This is a genomic window from Streptomyces sp. NPDC017225, from assembly GCF_044331465.1.
Lineage (GTDB): Bacteria > Actinomycetota > Actinomycetes > Streptomycetales > Streptomycetaceae > Streptomyces.
The window spans coordinates 184,218-198,957 of record NZ_JBIRNE010000009.1; the positions used below are offsets into that span (position 1 = coordinate 184,218).

Below are 14,740 nucleotides of genomic sequence, written 5' to 3' on the forward strand. Positions count from 1 at the left end.
TACCGAGGAATTCGAGGTCCATGGACCGCGTCTGACCCGGTACGCCAATCACTGGGCTTGGTACCTGGGGCATCACTGGTCGTACAAGCGGGAGGCCGGCGAGCCCAACGTCACGATCAACTACGTCGGCGCACTGAGCCGGTACATCACGAACTTCACGTTCGGGCGTGGCGTTCACTTCCAGTCGGAGAAGAAGTACGAGCACCTTGTTCCGGCTCTCCTGGAGCGTGCCTGGAACGTCGACAACGACAAACGGTCCGTTCTCTGGCAGATGGGCGAGAACGGTTCTGTTGCCGGTGACTGTTTCGTCAAGGTGGCGTATGAGCCGGCCTGGTCCGACCCGGCCGGCAACCTTCACCCGGGGCGGGTTCGCATTCTCCCCATGAATGGTGCTCAGGTTTTCCCGGAGTACCACCCGCACGACCGTGATCGTTTGCTGAGGCTGAAAGTCAAGTACAAATTCTGGGGCACCTCTTTGGAGGGGACCCGGCAGGTGTACACGTACACCGAGATCATCACGGATGAGTACATCGAGGAGTACGTGAATGACGAGCTGCTCGACGCGCGGGAAAACCCGCTCGGGCAGATCCCGGTGGTGCACATCCGGAACATCGCGGTCTCCGGCTCCCCGTGGGGCCTGGCCGACATCGTTGACGTCATCCCTCTGAACAGGGAGTACAACGAAAAGTCCACCGAAATTTCGGACATCGTGAACTACCACAGTGCCCCGGTGACCATCATCACGGGGGCGAAGGCGAGCAATCTGGAGAAGGGGCCCCGGAAAATCTGGGGCGGCTTGCCGAAGGACGCCAACGTTTTCAATCTGGAGAACGGCGTCGACCTGTCCGGGCCGCTTACCTACCTGGACATGATCAAGCGGTCCATGCACGAGCTGACCGGAGTTCCGGAGTCGGCTCTGGGGCAGGCTCAGGCGATCTCGAATACGAGTGGTGTCGCGCTGAGCATTCAGTTCTTCCCGCTGATGCAGCGGTACGCGCTGAAGCAGACGAACTACACGGCCGGCCTGAAGCAGATCAACGAACTGATTCTGCGGACGCTGTTTCTGTACGAGCCGGAAACGCTGATCTACAACCCTGCAACCCAGGGCATCCGTACCTCGGACGAGCAGCCCCTGATCGTAGACCCCCGCGATCCGGAGGTCTACGAAACCACGTGTGAATGGCCGCCGCCGCTTCCGGTCGACGAGCTGGTCAAGCTGAATGAGGTTCAGGCGAAGCTCGCTCTGGGCCTGGAATCGAAGCGCGGGGCGCTGCGCGACCTCGGCCAGGTGTTTGTCGACGAGAAGATGCGCGAAATCTTCGACGAGCGCCTTGCGGAGGCGAAGGAGGACGGGGCGCTCGAACTTATTAAGGCGCAAATTGCCTCCGCTATCTTGCAGCAGACGGGATTGCCGCCAGAAGGCGTGGAAAGCCCGCCGCCGGCTCCTGCCAGCGGTTCCTCATCGAAGGAAACGAAGTCGGGGGCCACCAGCGCCGGCCCGTTGCCGGGCTTTCCCGGTACAGGCAGTGGCAAGGACATCGAATCAGTCCTCTCTGAACTCGTGACGCTCTCCCAGGGCACGAAATTGGCCCAGCGGAGAAATCCGGAAAACGACTGATCCTGTGACTGGAGTGTAGGAAGTGCCCGAGAACCAGAATCCTGCTGAGACCGCTCCCCCGCCGGCACACCCGGGCAGTGGCGCCCAGGCGAACGCCGACGGCACCGTGACCGTTCGCGGTGAGGACCGTCCGCCGGCCGAGAAGCAGGCCGAGGGCGGCCGGACCTTCACGGCGGCCGACCTGGAGAAGGTGCGCCAGGAGGAGAAGGACAAGCTCTACAGCCGTCTGTCCAAGGGAGATGAGCGGCTTCAGAGCCTGGAGGCCGAACTGAAGGCCGTGCGGGAGGAGCGCGAGTCCCACGAGCGGACCGAAGCCGAGCGCCAGGCGGCCGAGGAGCAGGCCGCGAAGGAGAAGGCCGAGGCGGACATGTCCGCCAAGCGGCTCGTGGAGGAGCGCTCCACCGAGTGGGAGCAGAAGTTCGAGCGGCTTCAGCAGGAGCGTGAGCAGGAGAAGGCGGCTTACGCGAAGGAGGCCGAGTTCAACCGGCTTCGCGCTTACATTCAGGAACGCATCAACTCCGAGAGTGACAGCATCGCTCCGGAGCTTCGCGACCTCGTCACCGGCAATACGCCGGAGGAGGTCGACCAGTCGATTGAGATGCTGAAGTCCAAGACGGACCAGATTTTCCAGTCGATGCAGACGGCCCAGCAGGCGGCGCGTAGCCAGATGCGGGGGGTGTCGTCGACCGGTTACACCGGGAATGGTCCGACGGACCAGGACGGCGGTGCTCGGCAGCTTTCCGTCGAGGACATCAAGAACATGCCCATGAGTGAGTTCGCGCGGTACAGGTCGCAGCTCCTCGGCTCAGCAGCCAACAACTCAAGCAATCGCGGGCTTTTCGACTAGCAGTCCGCCCCACTGACCTTCCGCCTCTCATTCCTATTCGCATTCGGCGGGCAACTCACGGAATGAGAGGTTCCCGTGGCCAGCGGTATCACTGGGACTCCGGTCCTTTCCCCCACGCCGACTGCCTACACGGCGTCGAACAGCACCATGCTGACTCCGGCCATCCAAACGATCTGGTCGAAGGAAATCCTCTTTCAGGCCATGCCGGTGCTCAGGTTCGAGCAGTTCATGGTGAAGAAGACCGAGCTGGGAACGGCACCCGGTCTGACCGTGAACTTCATGCGTTACCGCTCTCTGGACGGTGCGCAGCAGCTCGTTGAGGGCGTGCGCATGGAAACCCACGCGCTGTCCGCCGAGCAGATCACCATCACGGTCGCGGAGCACGGTTTCGCAATCGCCGTCACGGAACTCCTGCTGAATTCGAGTTTCGACGACGTCATGGCCTCCGGCGCGCGTCTGCTGGGGAGGAACATGGCGACCTACCTGGACGCGCTCTGTCGCGACACCCTCCTCGGTGCCCCGTCGGTGCTGTACGGGTACGACAAGCTCGCGTCCTGGTCGGCTGGCGCCGCCCGCACTCCGATCTCTCCGTACGACCGGGGGATGTTCGCGGACAGCGAGGCGACGATGGCCGCGAACGGCGGTTTCTACTTCACGTCCGCCCTGGTCAAGGACGCCGTGGAGACCCTCGCGACGAAGAACGTCCCCCGCCTGGGCGAGACGTACGTCGCATTCGTGCACCCGCACCAGTCTCGTCGGCTCCGCGATGATCCGGAGTTCATCGAGGTGACAAAGTACGCGGCTCCCGGCAATTTCATGCTGGGCGAAATCGGGCGTCTGAACGATGTCGTGTTCATCGAGACAACTCAGGTCTTCCAGGGCAACACGACCCAGCCGGCCACCCAGCAGATGGGGACCAACATCCCCACCAACACCGCCCAGAAGTGGGGCGGACAGCCCGAGCGGACTGCGTCGGGAACGACCCCGGCGATTCCCGCCGTCACGTCGAACCCGTCGAACCCGAACGCCCCGGCCAACCCCATCTACAGGGCGCTGGTAATCGGGGACAATGCCGCCGGTCACGCCATTTCCCTTCCCGTCGAACTGCGCGACGGCGGTGTTCTCGACTTCGGCCGCGAGCACGCGCTGGCGTGGTATTCGATCTTCGGTCTCGGGCTCATCACGGATTACGCCGTGGTGCAGTGCGCCACGAACTGACCGGCCCCATTCTCCGGGGCGGCGACTTCCGTCCCTCGTCGCCCCGGACTCCTCATCCGACTCATTAGGAGAACACGCCGTGCCCGCAAATCCGCGCACCAAGCCGAACCCCAAGGACCACACCGGGAACAAGAAGCGGGTCCTTTCCGAGCAGCACGCCGAGGAGCTGACCCGCCGCAAGGGCGAGCTGGCGATGCATCACGCCGAACAGGCCGCCAACCTCGACAAGCCCATTGCGCTCGACGACAAGGGCCGCACCGTGGAAGCGGTGTCCGAGGACGACACGTCGGACGCCCCGGTTCAGCTCCCGCCGGAGAACGTGACGATCCGGGTCGCCTGCGACCTGGAGAAAGTCACGATCGGTCAGGGCACGGATTTCGACTTCAAGGAAGGCCAGGTGTACGAGGTGCCGCTGAACGTGGCCCTGCATCTGGACCGCCTGGGCTACGTCTGGCAGTGGCTCTGAGCGAAAGGGCCACGACATGGCTGAGACCGCGTCTTTGCAGGAATCCGGTATCACGCCGGAAAAGGGGAAGTGGTACCGGCTCCTGACCGATTTCGGTGAGGGCGTCGGCATGCTCACCCGCACCCGCCGCTATCGGCCGGCCGGCGCCGAGGGGGACGTCGAGGGCGACCGCATGCTCTACGTCCTGGACGTCGCCGCACCCGCCACCCACGGCATCGGCTACGCCAACGAGGACAGCGTCGTCGCCCTGTGGCTGTCCCAGTCCGGGCCCGGCCGGCTCTCCGCCCACCACATCTCCCTCCCCCTGAGCCAGTTCTGCGACCTGACCGGCGAGGGCGAGGAACCGCCCGAGTGGGCAGACTGGCAGGCACAGCAGTCGGCAGGTGAGCGCTGATGGCCGCAGGGGGCTTCATCACCGTCCAGGGCGCCGTCAGCGCGCTCGACTACCTGGCCGGCCGCAGCACGGCGCTCCAGGCCGAGTGGGACGCCAAGACGGCCGGCGGTGACCCGCAGCCCAAGGCCACCTACCTGATGCTGCTCACCCAGCTCATCGCCGACGAGCAGACCGACATGGCCTCCCTCATCGGGATGGAGGCCGCCGGTACCGGTTACGCCCGTCAGCCCGTGCCCTGGGGTGCGGCCGACACCACCGGCCGGCAGGCCACCAACACGGACCTGATCCAGTTCGGGCCGTTCTCCGACCCGTCGGGGCTGGGCGCACCGATCACCGGTGCGGCGCTGGTGACGCGGATGGCGTCCTCGGCCGGCCAGCCCAACGGCGTCGCCCTGATGGCCTGGAACCTGGAGTCGGCCATCACCACCCAGCAGAACCAGGCGCTGCAACTGCCGGCCGGCTCGCTCACGATGACGCTGGCGGTGGCCTGACATGGCGACGCTCGCGGCAACGATCGCCCGTATCCGCTCCGAGGTCGGCGACCTGGCCGTGCCGTTCGTCGACACGTTCGTGGGCGGCGACGAGCTGAGCACCTACGACCTGTCGGAGACCAACGTGGCCTCGGTGCAGGCGAAGGTCAGCACTGACTCTCCCGCGAGCACCGTCGAACTGGTGGAGGACGCCGACTATGTCGTCTCCCCGGTGCAGGGTTCCATCCTGCTGATCAACCCGGCCTACGCGCCGCTGCACCACGGCCAGACCCTGATCGTGCGCGGCACCAGCTCCGGGATGTTCACGGACGAGGAGCTGGAGCGGTACGTCACCGACGCCATCACTCAGCTCTCCTACGGCCGGTCGACGACAACGCGGTACCGGGACGGGCACGGGCACATCCGCTACGACCGCGAGCCGATCACGCTGGAGACGCTGCCTGCGGTGGAGGAGCCGCTGGTGGCGTACTTGGCGTCGATCAGTGTGCTGTGGACGCTGGCGACGGACGCGGCCACCGACATCGACGTGACCACGTCCGAGGGCACGCACGTGCCGCGCTCGCAGCGGTACCGGCAGCTCATGGATCACCTGGGCGAACTCCAGGAGCGCTACAACCGCCTGGCGCAGCAGCTCAATGTCGGCCTCGCGCGGATCGAGCAGTTCCAGCTCCGCCGGGTCAGCCGGACGACGAACCGCCTGGTGCCGGTTTTCCAGCCCCGGGAGTACGACGACACCTCGAAGCCCGAGCGGCTGCTGCCGCCGATCGACGGCGACACCTACGACGACGAGTCCGGGATTCCCTCGCCCTTGCACCCCGGCGTGTGGGGGTGACGGCGGATGCGAGGACGCGCGGACTGGAAACGCGGACGCTTCAACATCAACGCGGAGACGACGTTCATCCACCGTGCACTGCGGGGCTGGCAGAGCACGACCGGGGACACCCTCACCTATTTCCGGTTCCAGCACGCGGAGTCGGACATGCACGACGTGTATGACGAGGCCACCGGCGCCGGCCGCGTGTACTACGGCCGCTGGCAGCTCCCGGCCCTGCACGTCACGCACGTGGAGGCCGCGAACACCGATCCTCGCGACTCCGGCTTGTACGTCACGGACACCCTGCGGGCCGTCCTCGAATTCGACCAGCTCACGAAATTCGGGTTGAGCGAGATGGACATCAAGCACGGCAGCTTCCAGCGGGACCGCGTCGCCTACGACGGTCTCCTCTACGGCGTGCAGCGGGTCAACGTCGTCGGGCAGATCCGCCGGCGTGACGTCGTGGTCGTCATCGAGGCCGAGCAGATCCAGAACGACGAGCTGGTCAACGACCCGATGTTCCGCCAGTACCTCACCGACCCGACCGAGCTGCCGGCCGTCTCTCCGGAGCTGATGGCGCAGACGGTGCTCCCCCCGGAAGAGGGCGAGGACGATGACCCTTACGCATAGCTTCGCGGCCGGCGCCCTGCCGGGCGGGGTGCCCTCGGCGCGGCTGAGCGGACGGTACATAGCCGCCGACGGCACACCGCTGGCCGGCACGCTGTCGTTCGCCCCGCCGTCGGTGCTGACCCTGCCGAACAGTGACGTGATCGCTGCCACGGCGGCGAAGGTCACCCTGGACAGTGCCGGCTGTTTCGTCGTCGACCTGATCCCCAACGACGTGCCGGGCATGTCCCCGCAGAAGTGGGCCTACCAGGTCACCGAGAAACTCAAGGGCCTGCCGCCGCGCATCTTCCACATCATGCTGCCCAGCGGCACCGGCCCGGTCGACCTGGCGGACATCGCCCCCGTCTCGCCCTACGCCGGGAACTACCTGCCGGTCGCCGGCCCCAAGGGGGATACGGGGGCGACCGGTGCGCCGGGCGAGGTGACCAGTGAGCAGCTCGACGCGCTCGAAGCGCGGGTCGCGCCCCGCCCGCAGGAGTTCGTCCAGACGTCGGCGAGCACGGAATGGACGATCCCGCACACCATGCCGTACCGGCCTTTCGTGACGGTGTACGACACTGCCGGCCATGAGATCGGCGGCCTGGTCGAGTACCCCAACCCTGCCGTAGTGCTGGTGCGATTCGCGTACGCGGAAACCGGCACGGCCGTACTGCATTAGGAGCGCCTTGTGGCCACTACCGATTTCCGGTTTCCGGTACGACTGAATCAGCTCCCCGTCCAGGGGCTTGTTCCGGAAGCGTCGAGTTCCGCGCCGGCCGCCCCGGTCGAGGGGCAGCTGTGGACCGACACCGTCGCCCACGCGGTGAAGTTCTTCAACGCGTCGGTGTGGAAGAACCCGCTCGATCGTGCGGATCACACGGGGACGCAGCCGGCGAGCACGATCAGCGACCTCGCCACGGTGGTGCAGGGTTACCGCTTGGACCAGTTCGCCGGCCCCGCCGGGCCGCTGAACGTCAACGGGCAGCGGGTCTCCAACGGCGCCACCCCGACGGCGGCCACCGATCTGGCGACGAAGGCGTACGTCGACCAGGCCCGCGCCGGCATCGCCGGTGTGAAGAACCCGGTCAACGTCGTGGCCGGCAGCAACGTGGACCTGGCCGCGCTGCCGGCGACGATCGACGGGGTCACCCTGAGCGCCGGGCAGTCCTTTCTCGCGACCGCTCAGAGCGTGGGCACCGAGAACGGCATCTACTCCTACCCGGGCGCCGGCAGCGCGGCCACGCGGCGCACGGATGCCGCCGCCGAGGGCGAAGTGCTGGACGGCACGATCGTCGCCATCGGTGAGGGCACCAAGGCGGGCACGCAGTTCATCCAGACTGCGATCCCGTCGGGGGCGCCGGGGGCCTGGACGCAGGCGTGGACGCAGTTCTCCTCCGGCGGGCAGACCTACAACGGCGACGGCCAGGGCCTGGAACTGACGGGGACGACGTTCAGCCTGGAGCTGGCCGACGCCTCCCTCGCCAAGAGCGCGGCCGGCCTCACCGTCGGCCTGGTCTCCATCGCCAAGGGCGGTACAGGCGCCACCACGGCGGCCGACGCCCGCGCCGCGCTGGGCTCCGCCGGCAAGTACAGCGCGAACGTGGGCGCCCTGACCGGCGGTGTGGCGCTGAACGTCACCCACAACCTGAACACGGTGGACATCCTGGAGCCGTCGCTGCGGGAGATCAGCACCGGCGAGCTGGTCGGCGCGAAGTTCGTCATGATCGACGCCAACACGGTCAGTGTCACCACGGCGGCTTCCTACGCCGCCAACACCTTCCGCGTGACGGTGGTGGGCTGATGGTCGCCCGCCAGCTCGCTCCCCAGACAGTGCCCACGGCGGGTGGCAACGTCGTCTCCGCCGACAAGGTGGGCGCCGCCAATGGTGTCGCCGGTCTGGGAGCGGACGCCAAGGTGCCGGCCGCTCAGATCGCCGTACCGAAGATCACTGTCGGGATCACCGCGCCCACGGCCCCCGCTGTCGGGGACGTGTGGATCGACACGAACTGAGGCCCTCACCATGCCGACGCGTTTTTGGCTGACCTCTTCCGCTGCCCCGCACGTTCCGGTGGCCACGCGCGGCACCTGGACCGACGCCAACTCGACGACCACGGGGCTCCTCGGACGGCAGCCGGCCGGCGCCTCGGCGACGTCGACCGCAGCCGAGACGGCCACCACGACGACCAACGTCCTCCAGGGCCGGTGGATCAGCCCGCCCTCCCGCCGGGCCGGCACCCTGTCGGGCACCGTGTCGTGGATGCTGGGGCGGGTGCAGTCCGCCTCGGCCGCCTTGATGGTCGGGCGCACGCACATCTACGTGACCGCCGGCGACACCGACACCGTGCGCGGCACGCTGCTGAACAACCACACCGGCACCACGGCCCTGCCCACCACGGCGGCCGGCGTGGGCACCAGCGCGGTGGCTTTGACGCCCGTGAACCTCCAGGCGGGGGACCGCATCGTCGTCGAGGTCGGCTTCCAGGCGCAGAACACCGTGGAGACGTCCTACAACGGCACTTTGCACTACGGCGCCACGGGCACCACTGATCTCGTCGCGGGTGCCACGGCAGTGGCCACAAACCCGGGATGGGTGGAGTTCTCCAACGCGCCGGGCTTCTTCGCCGCCCCCGTCTCGGGCATCGTGGACAAGTTTCTCACGGGCATCGGCAGCTACTTCGTGTACTGGGGCGGCACCTTCTGGAATGAGGCGTGGAAACGCGTCGCAGTCCCCGCGAACAATCAGTACCCGGGGCTCATGGCCACGGACGTCGGTTACGAGATCACCGACTCGGCCCACCACTTCGAGGTCGTGAACCTGCCGACCGGCGGAACAGGGACCGCATTCTCCGGAGTCGTTCTCGGACCTGTCGATAACGGCACCTACGTTCGCACCAAGTACTCGGTGGCGACCGGCCTGCTGTCCTTCGAGAGCGCCGCCAACTACTACGACGGAAATCCGGTCACTCTCCCCTTCGATCCCATCGCACACCGCTGGTGGCGCTTTCGTGAGACGGGCGGCACGTTCTACTGGGAGACCAGTCCGGACGCTAAGACGTGGACCGCCCGCCGGAACATCACCACTCCGCAGTGGCTGAAATTTGGAACACTGCGCACGAACTTCGAGGGCTTCGCGGAAACGGGCAGTACCACCACTCCGGCGGAAGTCGACAACGTCAACACTGTGCCGACGACCGTGGTCAAGGTATGGGACGGGAACGCGTGGGCTGTCAAACCGCTCAAGGTGTGGAATGGCACCGCGTGGGTGGCAAAGCCCGCGAAGGCATTCTCGGGAACGGCCTGGTTCTGAGGAATTATCCCGGGGTTAAGCGTGCGTGTAACGCTCGTACTCTCGTGTCTCTTTGAATCAGGAGGTCTACATGGCCCGCTACGTTCTGGTGGCAGCGGACGGCTACAGCAAGGAAATCACGGGCGGCCCGTGGGACACGGACGACCCGTCGTGGATCGCCGTGCCGGAGGGCAACCGGCTCATGCTGGAGGAGGAGGCGTTCGCCGCCGGCTACTACTACTCCCCGGGCGGGGGCGCCGGCGTCGCGCCCGAGCAGCCCGACGGCGCGGACACCGACGTGCAGGACCGTCACCACGGCCAGGGTCGCGGTCACGACAAGCACGACCACGGAGGCCACGCAGACCAGGGACCGCAGGCCCAGGAGGGCGGCCAGGGCTCCCAGACCCAGCCGGGCGGCCAGGACCAGCAGTAGGACCGCCAGGGCCTGCCGCGCTCGGGGTGGCAGGCCCGGCTCACTCTCCCGGAAAGGCAGTCGTCATGACGGTTCCGCAGTTGATCGGTCTCGTCGTCATCGTGCTCCTCGTCATCATCGTGCTGAAGGCAGCCGGGATCTTCTGATCCGACCCGCATTAACTGGACTCAAATAGGCCCAAGCATTCTGGTGGGGCGATCCACAACCGCCCATACCGGAGTGCCAACGTGCCGTTCTTGCTTAACGAGGACAGGGCGCTGAAGAACAAACTTCAGGGCCTGGTTGTGCATGACGCGACCTCCGGTGACAGTGGCCGCAGGGTAACGGTCCGGTACAGGAACCCGGAGTACGAGCTGGCAGACGCCACCTATCCGCTGGTTCTTATCACCCACTCCCGGATCTCACGGGACGAGGACCGGGAGCACCGGGGCTACGTGAATCTCCACTACGCCCCCGAAGGTTATGAGCCGTGGGCGGACATGACCGACCCCGCGCAGTCGCCGTACATGGCGCAGATGCCGGTTCCTTTGAACGTCGACTACGAGGTCGACGTGTACGCGAGGAAAGAGCTGCACCTGATCGAGATGACGGGTGCGCTCATGCAGTTCGATTTTTTTCCGCCTCGCTTCGGTTACCTGCCCATTCCCGAGGACGGGACTGTGCGCCGGCTCGATCTGCTGGGCGGGCCGGAGTACTCCGAGTCCAAGGACGAGCTGGGCAAGAGGCTTTTCGTCGCCACCTGGCTGGTCCGTATTTCCAGCGAGCTGTTCGTCAGCGACATCCACACCCTCACGCCCGCTCAGCGGGTCCTCATCGACTTCCTCGATAAGGGCTCCTTCGACGAGGGCCATTCCGTGCCACTGGACCCCACCCAGGTGGTCACTTCCTCGGAGGCTGATACCCCATGACCACGCCCACCACGTACCCCTACAAGCGGCCCGGCGTATTCATCAGCGAGACCCTGACGCCGCTGCCCCAGCAGGTTTCTCCGCCCGGGGTGTCCATCGCCACCTTCGTCGGCACCCACGACGCCGGCCCCTCCACGCCGATGAAGGTCACCTCGTGGGAACAGTTCATGGGCCTGTACGGGGGGTTCGGGAACGGGATGAACTACCTCCCGTTCCAGGTGTACAACTACTTCTCCAACGGCGGCCGGACCGCGTGGATTCTGCGGGCAACCCCGAGTGACTCCACCGCCGCGTCCCTGGTCATCAGGAACACGCCGCTGCCGCCGTCCACGACGATCGTGCCCACGCCCGACGGCACGGCCCCCACGGGAGCCGGTGTGGCTCCCCTCGACCAGGTCACCGGCGTGGCGTTCGTGGCCCGCGAGGGCGGCGCCGACAACCCTGAGCAGACGGCCTTCGAGATCGAATGGTCCGCAGCCGTTCCGGTCGACGAGGTCGACGCCTACTACGTCGAGCTGTCCGACCCGCTGGAGGGTTCCTTCGGTCAGGCCCTGTGGGTCGAGCAGCCGGCCGACGGCAGCAAGCCGAGTGCCGCGTTCACCGGCCTGGCTCCCGGCACCGCCTACAGCGTGCAGATCACCCCGTACAAGGGGGAGACGGCCGGCCCGACGATGGAGATGCCGGCCACGTTCACCACGGCGGCCGGCTACACCCCGGTCGACGCGCTCCAGGTCTTCGCCCGGGGCCGGGGCGACTACGGCAACCGGCTGTTCGTGTCCACCACCCCGTCGTGGAACAGTGGCCGCTTCCACCTGTACGTGAAGTACGGCGACTCCAGCCAGAGTTCACTCGTGGAGACCTGGCAGGATCTCTCCCTCAACCCCGGGGACGCCCGCTACGCGGTCAGCCTGATCAACTCCGCGACGGCCGGCTCGAACTACGTCCAGATCAACAACCTGCTGCCGCCGGGCACAGCCACCCCCGGCACGAGCGTCACCCCGGACGACTCGTGGCTGCCGCAGTTCGTCACCAACGCGCCGCTGGCCACCGGCACCGACGGCGTCCAGGCCGTGAACCTCGCCGAGCAGCTCGGGACGCACTTCGACTCCATCAACGATGTGCTGCTGGTCAACCTGTGCGGCAACACCGGCCTGACCGACCACGTGGCGGCGGCCACCCAGATCAACGCGGCCCTGGCGTGGGCGGAGAACCGCCGCAACGCGTTCCTGGTCATCGACGCGCCCCGGCAGCCGGCTCCCACAGGTGCGGACACGGCCGCCACGAAGTTCGTCGAGACGGCCGCCGCCTATGCGCCGGCGTCCTCCTACGCGGCGATGTACGGGCCGTGGGTGCAGGTCGCCGACCCGGCCGGCGCCTCGACGTCCTCGACCCGCATGCTCCCGGCCGGCGGAGCGGTCATGGGGCAGTTCTCGCAGGCTGACGCGGCGGTCGGCCCGAACCGCAGCCCGGCCGGCGTCTCCTACAACCTGGTCGGTGTCGTCGGGGTCGAGCACCTCTTCACGCTCGACCAGCTCGACCAGCTCAACCAGGTCGGGGTCAACATCATCCGGCCGGTCCCGCAGGCCGGGTACTGCATCATGGGCGCCCGTACGCTGCGGCAGGGAATGCCGGACCGGTACATCTCGATCCGGCGGATGCTCATCTACATCGAGAACCTGCTGGATAGCGTCACCCGCTTCGCCGTGTTCGAGCCCAACGGGCCCGAGCTGTGGCAGACGCTCAGCGCTCTGGTGAGCCAGCAGCTCCTCACCCTCACCCAGGCCGGACAGCTCCAGTCGAGCGTCCCGGACCAGGCGTACTTCGTGCTCTGCGACGAGACCAACAACACCCCTCAGACAGTGGCATTGGGGGAAGTCCACATCACCGTCGGTGTCGCTCTCGCGTCCCCGGCCGAGTTCATCATCATCCAGATCAGCCAGTACCAGGGCGGCGTTTCCAGGACCACCGACACGACCGGCACGGTAACCACCGGCTGACGCGCACAGTTTGACCCGCCTCTCAATTCTGCTCATTCCGGCGGCCCCTTTCGATCCGGGAAATGAGAGGTGACCCGTGGCGACCACCAGCACCACCCAGAAGCCGTCGCTCGCCCAGCTCCAGACAGACCCGCTCCGGAATTTCAAGTTTCAGGTGCAGATCCACCTGGCCGGCTCGACGCTGGACTCCTCGAAGCGGTCCAATCAGCTCGGCTTCATGTCTGTTTCCGGCCTGTCCATCACGACTGACGTCGTGGTCTACAGGCAGGGCGGCATGAACACCACGACGCAGAAAATGCCTGGTCAGAGCGACTTCGCACCCATCACCCTGTCGCGAGGACTGATCTGCGGCGACTCCGACATCTACGCCTGGCTCAAGCAGTTGTTCATGGTGATGCAGGGGACCGGTGGAAACCCCGGAAACTACAACTTCCGCGCCACCATGGACATTTACCTGCTGGACCACCCGGTCACCACGTCCACGGTCTACTACAAGGCCGGATGGCGGGTCTACAACTGCTGGCCCACGAGCATCGCCTTCGGCGACCTGGACAGTGGCGCCAACGGCGTCGAACTCCAGCAGATCACCCTTGCCCACGAAGGCTGGGATTTCAAGATCGCCAGCAAGTACGGGCCCGGCTCCGGCGTCTCGATGTCGTAATTCAACCTCCACTCGAAGGACGAAACAGTGACTGAACCCGTTGTGCTCCCCGCCTTCGAAGAATTCGGCGACCAGGGCGTGTCTGCCCTGGAGAAGCCGGAAGAGGCAGTAGCCGCGACCCAGGCCGTCCTCAAGGACGACCGCGACGCCGGCCGGCCCGTCATCGACAGTCCCGGGGACAACCTGGTGACCCTGGAGCGCGGAATCTGCCGGGAAGGCACCTGGTACCGCGACGCCGAGGTCCGCGAACTCAACGGCAGCGACGAAGAGGCCCTGGCCGCCGCCGGCGTCGGCAACTCCTCCTACAAGGTGTTCGAGACGCTCCTGCTGCGCGGAGTCGTCCGCGTCGGCGGCGAGGCCATGAGCCGGACAGTGGCCGGCGAGCTGCTCATCGGCGACCGCGAACTGCTCATCCTCGCCATCCGCCGCGCCACCTTCGGCGAAGACCTCGAATTCGAACGGCTCCCCTGCCCCCACTGCGGCGAGCTGACCGACCTGACCGTCCCCCTCGGCGCCATCCCCACCGTCCGCCTCGACGACCCCGAGCGTGTGGAGTTCGAGGTACCGATGCGGCACGGCAACAAGGCCGTCGTGCGCCTGCCCAACGGCGACGACCAGGCCGCCGTGTTCAACCTCCAGTCCAGCGGCAACAAGGCCCGCCAAGACTCCGAGATCCTCAACCGCTGCGTGCTGCGCCTGGTCTACACCGACGGCCGCGAAGTGGCCCGCCCGCCGGCACAGACCCTGGGCATGAGGCAGCGGCGCTCCCTCCTCCAGTTCCTCACCGACACCCAGCCCGGCCCCCGCTACGCCGACTTCACCTGGACGCACGAGACGTGCGGAAAGGAGGTCGAGCTGCCGATCACGCTGGCGGTCCTGTTTCGCGGAATGTGACTACCAGCGTGCTTTCACGCAGATCGAAATCATCGCCCGGTACTACTCCGGCTGGTCTTTGACCGACATCAAGGCCCTGTCCATCCGCGAACGCCACCACTGGCTCA

Annotated in this window: 17 protein-coding genes; all 17 read left to right on the plus strand. The window is 66.6% G+C overall.

What is annotated here, in order from left to right; translation table 11 throughout:
* Nucleotides 1-31 precede the first annotated feature (31 nt).
* The 17 genes from ACH4NX_RS21215 to ACH4NX_RS21295 all read left to right on the plus strand — a co-directional run bounded on the left by ACH4NX_RS21215 (nucleotide 32) and on the right by ACH4NX_RS21295 (nucleotide 14,633).
* Nucleotides 32-1,618, plus strand: a complete 1,587-nt coding sequence (locus ACH4NX_RS21215) for a phage portal protein (RefSeq protein ID WP_398128343.1) — start codon at nucleotides 32-34, stop codon at nucleotides 1,616-1,618.
* Nucleotides 1,619-1,640: 22 nt separating this feature from the next.
* Complete coding sequence (locus ACH4NX_RS21220) at nucleotides 1,641-2,465, plus strand: hypothetical protein (RefSeq protein ID WP_398128230.1); 825 nt, start codon at nucleotides 1,641-1,643, stop codon at nucleotides 2,463-2,465.
* 75 nt (nucleotides 2,466-2,540) lie between these two features.
* Nucleotides 2,541-3,683, plus strand: coding sequence for a N4-gp56 family major capsid protein (locus tag ACH4NX_RS21225; RefSeq protein ID WP_398128231.1), 1,143 nt, complete (start codon nucleotides 2,541-2,543; stop codon nucleotides 3,681-3,683).
* Between the two features lie 79 nt (nucleotides 3,684-3,762).
* On the plus strand, nucleotides 3,763-4,149 hold the full coding sequence (locus tag ACH4NX_RS21230; RefSeq protein WP_398128232.1) for a hypothetical protein: 387 nt from the start codon (nucleotides 3,763-3,765) through the stop codon (nucleotides 4,147-4,149).
* 16 nt (nucleotides 4,150-4,165) lie between these two features.
* Nucleotides 4,166-4,543: a hypothetical protein gene (locus ACH4NX_RS21235; RefSeq protein WP_398128233.1), complete on the plus strand. Its 378-nt coding sequence runs from the start codon at nucleotides 4,166-4,168 to the stop codon at nucleotides 4,541-4,543.
* The gene (locus tag ACH4NX_RS21240; RefSeq protein WP_398128234.1) at nucleotides 4,543-5,034 is read left to right on the plus strand and encodes a hypothetical protein; all 492 of its coding nucleotides are present in this window, start codon (nucleotides 4,543-4,545) and stop codon (nucleotides 5,032-5,034) included. Before ACH4NX_RS21235 ends, ACH4NX_RS21240 begins: the two co-directional genes overlap by 1 nt.
* Nucleotide 5,035: 1 nt before the next feature.
* Nucleotides 5,036-5,866: a hypothetical protein gene (locus ACH4NX_RS21245; RefSeq protein ID WP_398128235.1), complete on the plus strand. Its 831-nt coding sequence runs from the start codon at nucleotides 5,036-5,038 to the stop codon at nucleotides 5,864-5,866.
* Between the two features lie 6 nt (nucleotides 5,867-5,872).
* On the plus strand, nucleotides 5,873-6,478 hold the full coding sequence (locus ACH4NX_RS21250) for a hypothetical protein (RefSeq protein ID WP_398128236.1): 606 nt from the start codon (nucleotides 5,873-5,875) through the stop codon (nucleotides 6,476-6,478).
* Nucleotides 6,462-7,133 carry a hypothetical protein gene (locus tag ACH4NX_RS21255; RefSeq protein WP_398128237.1) on the plus strand — a complete coding sequence of 224 codons (672 nt, stop codon included), beginning with the start codon at nucleotides 6,462-6,464 and terminating at the stop codon, nucleotides 7,131-7,133. The genes ACH4NX_RS21250 and ACH4NX_RS21255 overlap by 17 nt, the downstream gene beginning before the upstream one ends.
* Nucleotides 7,134-7,142: 9 nt before the next feature.
* Complete coding sequence (locus tag ACH4NX_RS21260; protein ID WP_398128238.1) at nucleotides 7,143-8,255, plus strand: hypothetical protein; 1,113 nt, start codon at nucleotides 7,143-7,145, stop codon at nucleotides 8,253-8,255.
* A complete protein-coding gene (locus ACH4NX_RS21265; RefSeq protein WP_398128239.1) occupies nucleotides 8,255-8,464 on the plus strand; it encodes a hypothetical protein in 210 nt (69 codons plus the stop codon). Before ACH4NX_RS21260 ends, ACH4NX_RS21265 begins: the two co-directional genes overlap by 1 nt.
* Before the next feature lie 238 nt (nucleotides 8,465-8,702).
* The gene (locus ACH4NX_RS21270) at nucleotides 8,703-9,761 is read left to right on the plus strand and encodes a hypothetical protein (protein WP_398128240.1); all 1,059 of its coding nucleotides are present in this window, start codon (nucleotides 8,703-8,705) and stop codon (nucleotides 9,759-9,761) included.
* 70 nt (nucleotides 9,762-9,831) lie between these two features.
* On the plus strand, nucleotides 9,832-10,173 hold the full coding sequence (locus ACH4NX_RS21275) for a hypothetical protein (RefSeq protein ID WP_398128241.1): 342 nt from the start codon (nucleotides 9,832-9,834) through the stop codon (nucleotides 10,171-10,173).
* 227 nt (nucleotides 10,174-10,400) lie between these two features.
* Nucleotides 10,401-11,081: a hypothetical protein gene (locus ACH4NX_RS21280; RefSeq protein WP_398128242.1), complete on the plus strand. Its 681-nt coding sequence runs from the start codon at nucleotides 10,401-10,403 to the stop codon at nucleotides 11,079-11,081.
* Nucleotides 11,078-13,078, plus strand: coding sequence for a phage tail sheath subtilisin-like domain-containing protein (locus ACH4NX_RS21285; protein ID WP_398128243.1), 2,001 nt, complete (start codon nucleotides 11,078-11,080; stop codon nucleotides 13,076-13,078). The genes ACH4NX_RS21280 and ACH4NX_RS21285 overlap by 4 nt, the downstream gene beginning before the upstream one ends.
* A 76-nt stretch (nucleotides 13,079-13,154) precedes the next feature.
* The gene (locus ACH4NX_RS21290; RefSeq protein ID WP_398128244.1) at nucleotides 13,155-13,739 is read left to right on the plus strand and encodes a phage tail protein; all 585 of its coding nucleotides are present in this window, start codon (nucleotides 13,155-13,157) and stop codon (nucleotides 13,737-13,739) included.
* 27 nt (nucleotides 13,740-13,766) lie between these two features.
* Nucleotides 13,767-14,633, plus strand: a complete 867-nt coding sequence (locus tag ACH4NX_RS21295; protein WP_398128245.1) for a hypothetical protein — start codon at nucleotides 13,767-13,769, stop codon at nucleotides 14,631-14,633.
* Nucleotides 14,634-14,740 lie beyond the last annotated feature (107 nt).

Excerpts from the sequence above, each read along its gene's own strand:
- ACH4NX_RS21235 (WP_398128233.1), top strand. The coding sequence starts at position 4,166 with ATGGCTGAGACCGCGTCTTTGCAGGAATCCGGTATCACGCCGGAAAAG.
- ACH4NX_RS21240 (WP_398128234.1), top strand. The coding sequence starts at position 4,543 with ATGGCCGCAGGGGGCTTCATCACCGTCCAGGGCGCCGTCAGCGCGCTC.
- ACH4NX_RS21245 (WP_398128235.1), top strand. The coding sequence starts at position 5,036 with ATGGCGACGCTCGCGGCAACGATCGCCCGTATCCGCTCCGAGGTCGGC.
- ACH4NX_RS21250 (WP_398128236.1), top strand. The coding sequence starts at position 5,873 with ATGCGAGGACGCGCGGACTGGAAACGCGGACGCTTCAACATCAACGCG.
- ACH4NX_RS21255 (WP_398128237.1), top strand. The coding sequence starts at position 6,462 with ATGACCCTTACGCATAGCTTCGCGGCCGGCGCCCTGCCGGGCGGGGTG.
- ACH4NX_RS21265 (WP_398128239.1), top strand. The coding sequence starts at position 8,255 with ATGGTCGCCCGCCAGCTCGCTCCCCAGACAGTGCCCACGGCGGGTGGC.
- ACH4NX_RS21275 (WP_398128241.1), top strand. The coding sequence starts at position 9,832 with ATGGCCCGCTACGTTCTGGTGGCAGCGGACGGCTACAGCAAGGAAATC.
- ACH4NX_RS21285 (WP_398128243.1), top strand. The coding sequence starts at position 11,078 with ATGACCACGCCCACCACGTACCCCTACAAGCGGCCCGGCGTATTCATC.